Annotated in this window: 16 protein-coding genes, 1 tRNA gene and 3 pseudogenes; 13 read left to right on the top strand and 7 right to left on the bottom strand. The window is 49.2% G+C overall.

Annotation, left to right across the window (positions count from 1 at the left end):
• Positions 1–110, top strand: a 110-nt coding sequence (locus ACHHZ7_RS24910) for an IS1 family transposase (protein WP_019725171.1), incomplete at its 5' end; no start/stop codon positions are given.
• A 370-nt stretch (positions 111–480) separates the two neighbouring features.
• On the opposite strand, the pseudogene ACHHZ7_RS24905 reads toward ACHHZ7_RS24910, so the two are convergent.
• From ACHHZ7_RS24905 to ACHHZ7_RS24895, 3 genes and pseudogenes are all read right to left on the bottom strand, one after another.
• Positions 481–993 (bottom strand): annotated as a pseudogene (locus ACHHZ7_RS24905) (phage tailspike protein); the annotation flags it as partial.
• A gap of 153 nt (positions 994–1,146) precedes the next feature.
• Complete coding sequence (locus ACHHZ7_RS24900) at positions 1,147–3,144, bottom strand: lytic transglycosylase domain-containing protein (protein ID WP_192464159.1); 1,998 nt, start codon at positions 3,142–3,144, stop codon at positions 1,147–1,149.
• Positions 3,144–4,187, bottom strand: a pseudogene (locus ACHHZ7_RS24895) (phage DNA ejection protein); the annotation flags it as partial. The pseudogene ACHHZ7_RS24895 and the gene ACHHZ7_RS24900, both read right to left, overlap by 1 nt.
• Between ACHHZ7_RS24895 and ssb the strand changes: the two are divergent.
• From ssb to ACHHZ7_RS24850, 9 genes are all read left to right on the top strand, one after another.
• Complete coding sequence (gene ssb / locus ACHHZ7_RS24890) at positions 4,142–4,507, top strand: single-stranded DNA-binding protein (RefSeq protein WP_192464160.1); 366 nt, start codon at positions 4,142–4,144, stop codon at positions 4,505–4,507. The pseudogene ACHHZ7_RS24895 and the gene ssb sit on opposite strands and share 46 nt — an antisense overlap.
• A gap of 8 nt (positions 4,508–4,515) precedes the next feature.
• On the top strand, positions 4,516–5,064 hold the full coding sequence (locus ACHHZ7_RS24885) for a 3'-5' exonuclease (RefSeq protein ID WP_192464158.1): 549 nt from the start codon (positions 4,516–4,518) through the stop codon (positions 5,062–5,064).
• Positions 5,065–5,081: 17 nt separating this feature from the next.
• Positions 5,082–5,366: a hypothetical protein gene (locus tag ACHHZ7_RS24880; RefSeq protein ID WP_192464157.1), complete on the top strand. Its 285-nt coding sequence runs from the start codon at positions 5,082–5,084 to the stop codon at positions 5,364–5,366.
• Complete coding sequence (locus tag ACHHZ7_RS24875) at positions 5,359–5,910, top strand: phage N-6-adenine-methyltransferase (protein WP_192464156.1); 552 nt, start codon at positions 5,359–5,361, stop codon at positions 5,908–5,910. The genes ACHHZ7_RS24880 and ACHHZ7_RS24875 overlap by 8 nt, the downstream gene beginning before the upstream one ends.
• The gene (locus ACHHZ7_RS24870; protein ID WP_121567097.1) at positions 5,907–6,125 is read left to right on the top strand and encodes a hypothetical protein; all 219 of its coding nucleotides are present in this window, start codon (positions 5,907–5,909) and stop codon (positions 6,123–6,125) included. The genes ACHHZ7_RS24875 and ACHHZ7_RS24870 overlap by 4 nt, the downstream gene beginning before the upstream one ends.
• Positions 6,126–6,222: 97 nt before the next feature.
• Positions 6,223–6,441 carry a TraR/DksA family transcriptional regulator gene (locus tag ACHHZ7_RS24865; RefSeq protein ID WP_192464155.1) on the top strand — a complete coding sequence of 73 codons (219 nt, stop codon included), beginning with the start codon at positions 6,223–6,225 and terminating at the stop codon, positions 6,439–6,441.
• Complete coding sequence (locus ACHHZ7_RS24860) at positions 6,441–7,169, top strand: hypothetical protein (protein WP_192464154.1); 729 nt, start codon at positions 6,441–6,443, stop codon at positions 7,167–7,169. Before ACHHZ7_RS24865 ends, ACHHZ7_RS24860 begins: the two co-directional genes overlap by 1 nt.
• 9 nt (positions 7,170–7,178) lie before the next feature.
• Positions 7,179–7,370: a hypothetical protein gene (locus ACHHZ7_RS24855; RefSeq protein WP_192464153.1), complete on the top strand. Its 192-nt coding sequence runs from the start codon at positions 7,179–7,181 to the stop codon at positions 7,368–7,370.
• A gap of 9 nt (positions 7,371–7,379) precedes the next feature.
• Positions 7,380–7,655, top strand: a complete 276-nt coding sequence (locus ACHHZ7_RS24850; protein ID WP_192464152.1) for a hypothetical protein — start codon at positions 7,380–7,382, stop codon at positions 7,653–7,655.
• A 16-nt stretch (positions 7,656–7,671) separates the two neighbouring features.
• Here the strand turns inward: ACHHZ7_RS24850 and ACHHZ7_RS24845 are convergent, their stop codons facing one another.
• Positions 7,672–7,818: a hypothetical protein gene (locus tag ACHHZ7_RS24845; protein WP_192464151.1), complete on the bottom strand. Its 147-nt coding sequence runs from the start codon at positions 7,816–7,818 to the stop codon at positions 7,672–7,674.
• A 39-nt stretch (positions 7,819–7,857) separates the two neighbouring features.
• On the opposite strand from ACHHZ7_RS24845, the pseudogene ACHHZ7_RS24840 reads away from it, so the two are divergent.
• Both ACHHZ7_RS24840 and ACHHZ7_RS24835 read left to right on the top strand, forming a co-directional pair.
• Positions 7,858–7,953: pseudogene (locus ACHHZ7_RS24840) on the top strand (helix-turn-helix domain-containing protein); the annotation flags it as partial.
• A 131-nt stretch (positions 7,954–8,084) separates the two neighbouring features.
• Complete coding sequence (locus ACHHZ7_RS24835; protein ID WP_192464150.1) at positions 8,085–9,248, top strand: site-specific integrase; 1,164 nt, start codon at positions 8,085–8,087, stop codon at positions 9,246–9,248.
• A 15-nt stretch (positions 9,249–9,263) separates the two neighbouring features.
• Here the strand turns inward: ACHHZ7_RS24835 and ACHHZ7_RS24830 are convergent.
• Together ACHHZ7_RS24830 and ACHHZ7_RS24825 are read right to left on the bottom strand one after the other, a co-directional pair.
• Positions 9,264–9,340 (bottom strand) — tRNA-Arg (locus ACHHZ7_RS24830).
• Positions 9,341–9,379: 39 nt separating this feature from the next.
• Entirely contained in the window at positions 9,380–9,559 is a 180-nt protein-coding gene (locus ACHHZ7_RS24825) for a hypothetical protein (protein ID WP_003831122.1), read from the bottom strand.
• 34 nt (positions 9,560–9,593) lie between these two features.
• Between ACHHZ7_RS24825 and fimW the strand changes: the two genes are divergently transcribed.
• On the top strand, positions 9,594–10,187 hold the full coding sequence (gene fimW, locus ACHHZ7_RS24820; RefSeq protein WP_008784010.1) for a fimbria biosynthesis transcriptional regulator FimW: 594 nt from the start codon (positions 9,594–9,596) through the stop codon (positions 10,185–10,187).
• A gap of 45 nt (positions 10,188–10,232) precedes the next feature.
• Here the strand turns inward: fimW and ACHHZ7_RS24815 are convergent.
• A partial coding sequence (locus tag ACHHZ7_RS24815; protein WP_001691633.1) for an IS1 family transposase occupies positions 10,233–10,343 on the bottom strand: 111 nt, incomplete at its 5' end.

The following is a 10,343-nucleotide window of genomic DNA, read 5'->3' as shown; positions in this document are numbered from 1 at the left end:
TGAGGCAGCACCTGGCACGGCTGGGACGGAAGTCGCTGTCGTTCTCAAAATCGGTGGAGCTGCATGACAAAGTCATCGGGCATTATCTGAACATAAAACACTATCAATAAGTTGGAGTCATTACCGATTTTCTACATGATAATCTTCAATATTTATATGTATTACACCCCATGCTTTAACATCAATCACATTAGGGTTAATGGTGTGGCATAACCCTGTGCAATTCATATATTCTATTCCTGAATCACCATCCTCAACTGGGTCTACACCGCCATTAAACTTATCTAATTTTGCGCCAATGATTATTGGATTAACAACTTTTGGATTAATGCAATTATCTATAGAAATAATCCCCCTATATTTGTCAGCAAAAATAAATGACGTATCTATTTTGACAGTTGCACCATTTGTGAATTCAACCACTGGGTTTGTCTTGTCTTTTACTAGAATGTGAGTGCTGACAAACACGTCACCTGGAATTATGATGTTACCACCAGTATCACTGATAGCATTCGTAATAGCAGTGATATCATCAGTAATTCCATCACACTTAGCTCCCCACCCTCTGACATCCCCATTTGACTTCCAGACTGGTATTGGAATGCTGGGTATTAGCAAATAACCATCATCTCCTGCTAGCTCTTGACGAAGCTGATCAGGGTCATACTTCAACACGTTTGGATAGTAGAATTGCTGAGAGCCATAAGCATCATAAATTGCCATTGAATGGCCTTCAACGGTAACGAATTTAGCAATTTGCCCGTTGTAAACAGGATATCCAGCAGCGTTTATAATGATTGGCTGGGAAACTGGTGTTGGATCTGATCCATCTTCCGGATCAATGTATACCTGAATCTGATTAGCTGGATTAACCGGGTCAGTGTCAATCTTACCGATATAAACTTTACCGTTAGCGTTGGATTTAAATGAACGAGCCAATGTGAATAACTGAGCCGGTTGGCTCACGACAATATTAGGTATGATGTCTGACATTTAGTATGCTCCGGGAGAAGCGAAACCGCACAAGCTAATACTTGTGCAGCGTTGCGTTATATTTGGGTTATGATTAATTAATCAGGAGGCTTTATGGAACGTGACTTGCTTAACTTTGCCTTGTTACTATGCGGAATAGTCGTAGGTAAGTTGCTATTCGCTTAATGCATCTGATTTAGCTCCCTGAGCAACAGAGTTAACAGCCCGTTCAACTTCAGCTAACGCTTTCTCAAACGCGGTAGAACCTCGTGGCGTGTTAGCCAGTCGAAGCATTGCATTTCGTGCTGGTTCACTCTCATACATTCTCGCCAGCAATCCATAACCACCACCTACTCCAACGAGTGCAGGGTTTGTTGCAGAGCCAATACCTAAAATGAACGGTATTGTCTGCTGGCCTGTCGGCGTTGTTACCCCGGCCTGTCCTGCACGCTTGGTTGACTCAAGATAGTTCTTCAGTCCTTTCAGATACGCAGCGTCGCGACCCTTAAAAGCGATTCCCGTCTGGTTAGACATCATATTTACCTGGCGCAGGAATTGGTCAGGAGAACCGCCTGATTTCTCCATAGCCTTTCCGATAATGCCGTTACGCATTTGTGCGCGACCAACCTGCCCGACTGACCGGTAAAGATTTTGAACCTCTGATTTGTTCTTGCTGAAAATCATGTTGTTTACCACTTCAGGTGTTAAATCACCCTTCATGATCACGTTCTTGAGGCGAGTATTCTGGAGCTTGTTGGCTTCGTCAGCATATATTGCGTTAGCCTGCTTATAACGACGCAGTGTGTCATTACCAAGATTCTGCCCGATAGCGCTGTCGATATCCCCAGTCATTGCGTTGTAAATGCGCTGAATCGCTGCGTCAGAACGGTTAGGCAATACCGCTCTTTCCCCTTTAACATCCTGCCTAAACTGGCTTCTCAGTCCGCTTAACTGCTGCAAATCCATTGCCATTGGACCGCTTGCCCCGGCATTTCTGGTAAGCTCATCACGATATGCCTGAAGTTTAGAAATTGTATCGTTATCCGCAACCTTGCCAAGCTTTTGCAAACTGGCTATTTCAGTATCAATCTGCTGAATAGCCTTTGACGGCTGGATGTTTACTCCTGTCATTGCGTTTTGAACTTGCTCCAGGCGATTACCTGCAGCGCGTTTGATGCCTGATGTTTTAGCTTTCAGACTACCAACCACAATCGACGGATCGTATTCACCAAATCGAGATGCAAACTCATCTACCAACTGACTGCGAGCTTCTTGCTGATTAGCTCGCATAGTGCTTGTACCGGCGAATGGAATATTCTCCGCAGTAGTTTGGGCCATGCGCCCGACTCGGGAGTTAGGCTGCAAAACGTCAGTCGTGTGCAGAGGAACATCAGCGGCGTTAGCGAACTGAATAGCCTGCTGCGCTTCTGGTGCGATCGTACCGCGAACTCCACGATAAGCAGCGCCAGCGGCACGACCTAACTGGTTAATTGCCCCACCCAATACAACACCAGCTCCCAAGTCTGTTGCCAGAGCTTCTGGATTATCACGTTCACTATTTGCAGCCAATGAACCAACGGCGTTTTCTGCCAGCAAGCGTGATGCACCCTGAGCAACCCGACCAGCAATAGATGGCGCTTGCGCTGCAATTCTCTCTGCACCAACAGGAGTCAAATATGGCAGCGCTTCAGAGAAGATTTTACCTTCTGTCGTCTGAGGCGTAAGGGTACCTTGTTGTAATCCAAAGTCCTGCTCAAGTCCCTGTGTCGTGACGCGGGGTGCTGGCTGATAAGTTCCGTCACCAATACCAAGTTTCTGACCGGCCCATGCCCCGGCACTAGCTACCGCATCAGCCATTGAAGCCGGGATATTTGCCAGATTAACGCCAGCCTGTAGTAACCCACGCCCCGTTTCTGCGGCAGCATTTCCAAGATCGGACATGAAGCCACCCTGTTGCTGTGGCTGCGCCGAATCCTGTGGTTGTTGTGCTGGTTGTTGAGTAGTTGGAGGTGGATAAGCAGCATAGAAAGCCTGTTTAGCCTGCTCTGCATCGCTTCCGGCTTGCGGAGCTACTACTTCATTGAAGTATTGCTCCTGCGCCTGTGCTTTCTGCTCTGGTGCTAATGCCTGGTACTGTTGAGAGGCAATAACGTCTTTCCATGCCTTAGCCATTAATCACCCCATAGAGACTGGTAGTCAGATGTTTTCGGTTGCGTTGTTTGTTGTGCGGATGGCTGTGCTGACTGCTGACGATTTCCACCATTACCAACATCAACCTGATATTGCTGGTTGTAATTGTCGGTATATTGCTGGATGTCTCGCATTGATTGCTGCATTGCTTCAGGGCTTGAATAGTCAACCTGTGGCATTCCCTGAAAGTACATCTTTGCTTCTGCAACGGTGTTGATGCCAGATGCCCCCATATCGCGAGCAGCTGCAATACCCTGATTCTGCATCTTTCCCTGGACACGTTGAGCTGCGTTGTAGAGCTTCCTCTGGTCTCCACCAGATGCGCGACTACGAATGTCAGCACCAAGAGCAGGAGATCCTGATGAACCTGTCACTCCAGTCATGAAGCCAAGGTCGTCGGCAGATGCACCAGAAATTGCATCCAGATCTTTCTTCATTGCGTAATTCTGTGCACTGGCTGCCGATGTAGCTGGGGCGGCAATGGAGCTAGCAGGAACACGGACCATATTCCCCGCATTGTCGATGCCTTCATAAAAAGCATTTGCCCCAGCGCCGTGAAGTTTCCCACCAACATTAACGGTTCTGCCATCAGCTAACTGGACTACGCGATCACCTTGACCACCTGCCGCGCCAGCACGTTGACTTGCCATATCCTGACCACGACGGGCAGTGGCTGCTGATATATCCTGTCCGCGCATTGTGATGTTCTGCCCTCTAGCTTGGAGGCCTTCACCAGCTTTATTGCTGCGAACAGTTTCGTTGAGTTTGTCACGATTAAGCGCCTGACCAACTATCTTGTCCTGGGCATTGAAGTAATCAACAGGACCAAGAGCCGCCATACCCAGGTGATCAACGAACTCCCCAAATTGCTGCGGATTCTGCTGGTATGTTTGCGCCACCTCAGAGGGATCTAATCCAACCCTTTGCAAATCAGCTGCGTTGTTCTGTAGCCATGCGCTCATTGCTTCCGGTGAAGTAGCTGCAAGGCGAGCTGCTGCAGCAAGATTACCAACCGTCGCGCGTTGGGCAGAAAGAGCAGACAGAATGGCACCGTGTGGTGCTGTTTGGCAAGTTGGCTGAAGTAGCCAGCGAATATCTGAGAAAAGGTTCTCAGGTTTATATCGAAGGCCAGCTCCGCACCCGTAAATGGACTGATCAATCCGGTGTGGAGAAGTACACCACTGAAGTGTTGGTTAATGTCGGTGGAACAATGCAGATGCTTGGCGGAAAACAAGCGGAAAGTAAACCGTCAGGAAACAGACAGCAGCAACCACGGACACAGCAGCAACCGGCACAACAGCATAACGAGCCACCTATGGATTTTGACGACGATATTCCATTTTAAGGACTGATATGAACCACTTAATGATTGACCTGGAAACCATGGGTAACGGTCCGTACGCGCCGATCATCTCCATTGGTGCTGTATTCTTCGAACCGAATAGCGGAGAAATTGGTTCCGACTTCCAGGTGAACGTATCTCTCGAATCATCAATGCGATTCAGAGCCAGACCTGACGCCTCCACAATCCTGTGGTGGATGGAACAAGGTGAAGATGCTCGCAAGGCATTAACCACTGACACGCAGGAGCTTTCAACCGCTCTTTCATGGCTCTCTGATTTCATCTCCAAACATGCCAAGCCGAGATTTATTCAGGTATGGGGTAATGGTGCTTCTTTCGACTGCGTAATCCTTCGCAACAGCTACGCACTAACCGGTCAGGAAGCGCCATGGCAATGGTGGAATGACCGAGATGTACGTACTGTCGTAGAGATGGGTAAAGTAATCGGCATCGACCCTAAACGCGATATGCCATTCGAAGGAACCCGCCACAGTGCACTGGATGATGCCATCCACCAAGCCAAATACATTTCATCCATCTGGCAGAAGCTGACCAAATAAACCCACGGAGTTAAATCATGTCATCACCTCTTCATGGGGCGGGATATCTGCGCCCACCAAAGCGATCCGGAACACGTGAAGAAGTGCTGGCACGATGCTTCGCAGCTATCGCAAATGACGATTTCCAGAAGCCAACCATGGAAGACAGGCTTCAGGAGTTGCACAAAAAGGAAGTCTGGTGCGCCAACTTAGAAGCGTCATTCAGGCCGGGATGGATGGTAGTTGGGCCTGTAGAGCCTGATTACGTTGATGACCGTATGCGTAAGTATCGCGGTCGTTACGGGGAGGTACGAAGTGACTGATTATACCGGCAGCAACACGCCAGCGGATCAGCGTGACCTCTGGCGCACTCCACCGGCACTATTCGCTGCGCTGGATGCTGAGTTCTGCTTTCAACTGGACGCAGCCGCAGCGTCGCATAACGCGCTTTGCAGGAAGTTCATCACCGCCGAGCAGAACACACTGGAAACGTCATGGGCTGATTATCTTAATGTGCCAGGCTACGTCTGGCTGAACCCGCCTTACAGCGACATCACACCATTCGTGAAGAAAGCCGCATTGGAGAGTAAGAACCAGATCGGCACCGTCATGCTGGTTCCGGCTGATACGTCAGTCGGCTGGTTTCGTGAGGCTATCCAGACCGCCAGCGAAGTTCGCTTCATCACTGCCGGGCGGCTGGCATTTATCAACCCGGTCACCGGTAAGCCTGTAAGCGGCAACAACAAAGGGTCGATGCTCATCATCTGGCGACCGTATCCGCGTACACACTGCCACTTCGCAACTGTGGATCGGAACGAGCTGATGGCTTTCGGGGCGAAACTTCTCGCCCGCAGGGAGGCCGCATGACGCCAGAGCAAGACAACGCAGTACGCGCACAGGGACGTAAATGCGTTGCAGAGATTCAGCAGGCTATGAAATGCAGGCCTAAGCCGAAATGGAATGCAGTAGTTCCGCCAATCATCAAGAAGCATCACCAGAAAATTGCGCCGCTGGGTATTAGCCTGGTGGCATTCGTTAGCAGCATCGGTCGCATGCAAGGCCGATACGGAGTCGAATCATGACGCTAACCAAACGAATCACCAGGTCGCTATCGCGGCCTTTTTTATTGCTGGTGTTCACCTTCAACCGAATTAACCGACAGTTCCGGGAGTATTGACCATGGCCGATATCATCGATACCGCAGCAGAGATTGAAGAGCTTCAGCGCAACGCTGCCCTTTCCGCTCACAGATTGAACCGCAACGCAGTATCAGCTGAGCGTTGCGAAGAATGCGACGAACCAATTCCCGTGCCGCGGCGCGCTGCCGTTCCCGGCTGCAAGACGTGCGCGGAGTGCCAGGCTGACCTGGAGCTTATACGCAAGCAAAGGGGGTTGTGATGGACAGGGCCGAAATTGATTTAATTCTTGAGAGTAAGCCAAGGAAATTTCACAGGAACAACCTTGTTAAAGGTGTTGGTAAAAACGACTCACCTTTCTGCACAGGGGCCGAGTTCGATGGAAAGGTGATCAACCATAGGGCTTATGATATTTGGTGCGGAATGCTACAGAGAGCAACGTGCCCCTCCTACCAGGAAAAGCATCCGCACTACAAAGGTTGCTCTGTATGCGAAGAGTGGCTCACGTTCACAACCTTTTTCGCATGGTGGAAGCAAAATCACGTAGATGGCTGGGAGTTGGACAAGGACTTTACAGTGATTGGCAATAAGGTTTATTCCCCCGAAACATGTATTTTTATCCCAAGCCAGCTCAATTCTTTTATCAACGCAAAAGGCAAACACAACGGCGAATTACCTGTTGGCGTTATGTACGTTCCATCACTTTCAAAATTCAAAAGCGTAATCATTTTCATGCGCCAGTACCATTATCTCGGGCTGTTCGAGTCAGCCGATGATGCCCATCTTGCATGGATTACCAAAAAGTTAACATTCGCCTACCAATTCAAAGAAATGTGCAATCTGATTTCCCCTCGTCTTTTTGAAGCGTTACTAACTCGCGTTTTGGCGATATCAAACGCACCAAGTAAGTACGAAATTGCCGAGCGGATCGCCGAAGAAATCGAAACAGCAGAACACTTAAAACGCCTCCGCGCTATGCGGGCGGCATGAGGAGAGATTATGCGCATCACCATGACGGTTAACTCAACGCTGGATGTTGAGAGCGCCATCGCTGCACTGCGCAAGTTCATCAGCGAGAAGAAACCGAATGATGGAACGAGCGATGTGTGGGGGATCGGCATTACAGGCGGCACCTATTTTGCAGTGGGAGTTAAGCCGAACGGCAATTACACGGTTAAGCAGCAGGACTGAGGAAAGATTATGGGAAAGACATCAATTCGTCTTGAGGAATTTAAGCGAGATGCAAATGGTCTAGAGGATTACAGCAAATACACAGTTATCAGTCACTCCTCGCAGGAGCATTCAACAATCGTCGATTGGCCCATCGAACTCGAGTATCGACCGATGACACATCTCAACCAGGTCTCAATGAATATCCACTCAGACCTGCATGAGACAAAAGAAGAAGCCATGGAGCAATTAGGTCGCTGGCTTGTTCGTCTGGGTGAGGCTCTGCAAGAGCACAACTTCAAATGACGCAACTGATAGCCAGTTATGAGCTGGCTATTGGGTGCGAATGCACTGCCACGTTATCCCCAATTTGCCCGGCCAATAGTGCCGGGTTCTTTTTGCCTGGAGAAAACATGAAATACACCACATCGGCGAAGATATTTGTTGCCGCGCTAATTATCGCTTTCATCGCCTGTTCTGTATCTCTCGTTTACTGACAGGAGAGACCATGGAATCACACAGCCTCACACTCGATGAGGCCTGCGCATTTCTTAAGATATCCAGACCAACAGCCACTAACTGGATCCGCTCAGGCCGACTGCAAGCAACCCGCAAAGACCCCGCAAAACCTAAATCCCCTTACCTCACAACACGACAGGCATGCATTGCGGCACTTAACTCTCCGCTGCATACTGTCGCCGTGAGCGCGGGTGATGGCATAACAGAGGAAAAACAATGTCACTCTTCCGCAGAGGTGAAATATGGTACGCGTCCTACTCGACACCGGGCGGGAAGCGAATTAAGGAAAGCCTTGGGACTTCCGACAAGCGGCTCGCTACTGAGCTACATGACAAGCGCAAAGCTGAATTGTGGCGAGTAGACCGGCTTGGCGATTTCCCTGATGTAACGTTTGACGATGCCTGCATGCGATGGCTGGAGGAAAAGGCAGAGAAGAAATCACTGAAGGATGACCGCAGCCGTATGGCTTTCTGGCTGGCGCATTTTGAGGGGATCCGGTTAAAGGATGTGACCGAGCAAAAGATTTACTCAGCAGTGAACAGGATGAGCAACCGCAAGCAGCTTGAGATATGGAAAATCAAAGCGGCCGCGGCGCAAAGGAATGGAGAACCAGCGCCAGTCTATTCAGCTAAACCGGTAACAACCTCCACCAAAGCCAAGCATCTGGCATTGATGAAGGCAATTCTGCGGGCGGCAGAACGTGACTGGAAATGGCTGGAGAAAGCGCCGGTGATCAAGGTTCCATCAGTACGCAATAAGCGCGTCCGGTGGCTTGAGGCAGATGAGGCGAAAAGGCTGATTGATGAATGTCCGGAACCCCTGAAGTCAGTTGTTAAGTTTGCGCTGGCAACAGGTCTGCGTCGTTCTAACATCATCAATATGGAATGGCAGCAGATCGACATGCAGCGTCGTGTTGCCTGGGTAAATCCTGAAGACAGCAAGTCAAACCGCGCTATTGGCGTAGCGCTGAATGACACTGCCTGTAAAGTTTTGCGTGACCAGATTGGTAAGAATCATAAATGGGTATTCGTGCATACGAAAGAAGGTATCCGTCCTGATGGGTCAAAGACGCCTACTGTCAGAAAGATGCGCGTAGATGATCAGCGGGCATGGAATGCAGCTTGCCGCCGGGCAGGAATTGAGGATTTTCGATTCCACGACCTGAGGCACACATGGGCCAGTTGGCTAATTCAGTCCGGAGTACCGCTTTCTGTTCTGCAGGAAATGGGAGGATGGGAGAGCATCGAAATGGTACGCCGATACGCTCATCTTGCGCCGAACCATTTAACGGAACACGCGAAGCAAATTGACTCAATTTTCAGTGATGATGTCCCAAATATGTCCCATCTGGAAAATAAGGAACTTGCAGAAAATGGTTAAGTTACTGAAACATAATGGTACGCCCTGTAGGATTCGAACCTACGACCTACGGCTTAGAAGGCCGTTGCTCTATCCAACTGAGCTAAGGGCGCATTGCGAAGTGATTACTTCATGCAGATGAAACGCGTGAATTATACGGTCAGCGCCTGCTGAGTCAATGCCTTTTGTTTCAGTTGCTGGCGAAGTGAACGAATGTTGATTTTTTCTGCTTGTTCAAGGGTATCCAGGAAATCGCCTGGTAACAACTCAGCCCACGAAACGCCAGATTTAGGGATACATGTATTTAGAATATTTATGATTTTGCTTAACATTCCCTTACCCCTCCAGCGGTTCAGGAACTCTTTAATGTTAAGTATCGCCATCAAGGAAGAAAACAGTCACTTCGAACATGGACTAAAAATTATCATCTCCCATTTGGCAAATCAGTGGCATCAGGAGATTTGCTTTTTGCCTGTCGAGGATATCGATCGCGCTGACATCGCGTTTATTTCCCTGGATGAAGATTGGCTCAGCGCCGATTGCTATCAGATTCCGGTCCATACCCGCCGCCAACACCGGGTTGTCATCTGCAACAGAAACGATAAAGATAAGCTGATGTTCCGGCCCTGCCTGTACATGTTGCCACTGATCTATCGGGAAGATGACGTTGAGGAAATGACTAAAAAATTAGTCCTCATCCTGCAAAAACGTGCGCTGCGCAACAACGTGCCCGCAACTATCTGCCATTACTGCACCACTCGCAACTTTTCTATCGAAGAACGTCAGTTCTTAATGTTTCTCGCCAGCGGCTATACCTTAGCCGAAACAGCTCACTTGCTCTCGGTAAGCGAAATTCAGGCCAAAGCCACCCGTCGCAGCATTATGAAAAAGCTGCATGTGAAAAACGATCAGCAATTCTTGAGATACATCCGGGCGCATCTGAACTTTCTACAAAATTAGGTGGCATCTCTCTGCCTGATTTTTTATTGAGGTAATGACTCCAACTTATTGATAGTGTTTTATGTTCAGATAATGCCCGATGACTTTGTCATGCAGCTCCACCGATTTTGAGAACGACAGCGACTTCCGTCCCAGCCGTGCCAGGTGCTGCCTCAG

This window comes from Citrobacter freundii complex sp. 2024EL-00216, assembly GCF_043945515.1.
GTDB lineage: Bacteria > Pseudomonadota > Gammaproteobacteria > Enterobacterales > Enterobacteriaceae > Citrobacter > Citrobacter portucalensis.
This window is presented reverse-complemented; position numbering and strand designations above follow the sequence as displayed.

Coding starts and splice junctions, on each gene's coding strand:
- ACHHZ7_RS24900 (WP_192464159.1), bottom strand. CDS start 3,144: ATGGCTAAGGCATGGAAAGACGTTATTGCCTCTCAACAGTACCAGGCA.
- ACHHZ7_RS24885 (WP_192464158.1), top strand. CDS start 4,516: ATGAACCACTTAATGATTGACCTGGAAACCATGGGTAACGGTCCGTAC.
- ACHHZ7_RS24880 (WP_192464157.1), top strand. CDS start 5,082: ATGTCATCACCTCTTCATGGGGCGGGATATCTGCGCCCACCAAAGCGA.
- ACHHZ7_RS24870 (WP_121567097.1), top strand. CDS start 5,907: ATGACGCCAGAGCAAGACAACGCAGTACGCGCACAGGGACGTAAATGC.
- ACHHZ7_RS24865 (WP_192464155.1), top strand. CDS start 6,223: ATGGCCGATATCATCGATACCGCAGCAGAGATTGAAGAGCTTCAGCGC.
- ACHHZ7_RS24860 (WP_192464154.1), top strand. CDS start 6,441: ATGGACAGGGCCGAAATTGATTTAATTCTTGAGAGTAAGCCAAGGAAA.
- ACHHZ7_RS24855 (WP_192464153.1), top strand. CDS start 7,179: ATGCGCATCACCATGACGGTTAACTCAACGCTGGATGTTGAGAGCGCC.
- ACHHZ7_RS24850 (WP_192464152.1), top strand. CDS start 7,380: ATGGGAAAGACATCAATTCGTCTTGAGGAATTTAAGCGAGATGCAAAT.
- ACHHZ7_RS24845 (WP_192464151.1), bottom strand. CDS start 7,818: ATGAAAGCGATAATTAGCGCGGCAACAAATATCTTCGCCGATGTGGTG.
- ACHHZ7_RS24835 (WP_192464150.1), top strand. CDS start 8,085: ATGTCACTCTTCCGCAGAGGTGAAATATGGTACGCGTCCTACTCGACA.
- ACHHZ7_RS24825 (WP_003831122.1), bottom strand. CDS start 9,559: ATGTTAAGCAAAATCATAAATATTCTAAATACATGTATCCCTAAATCT.
- fimW (WP_008784010.1), top strand. CDS start 9,594: ATGTTAAGTATCGCCATCAAGGAAGAAAACAGTCACTTCGAACATGGA.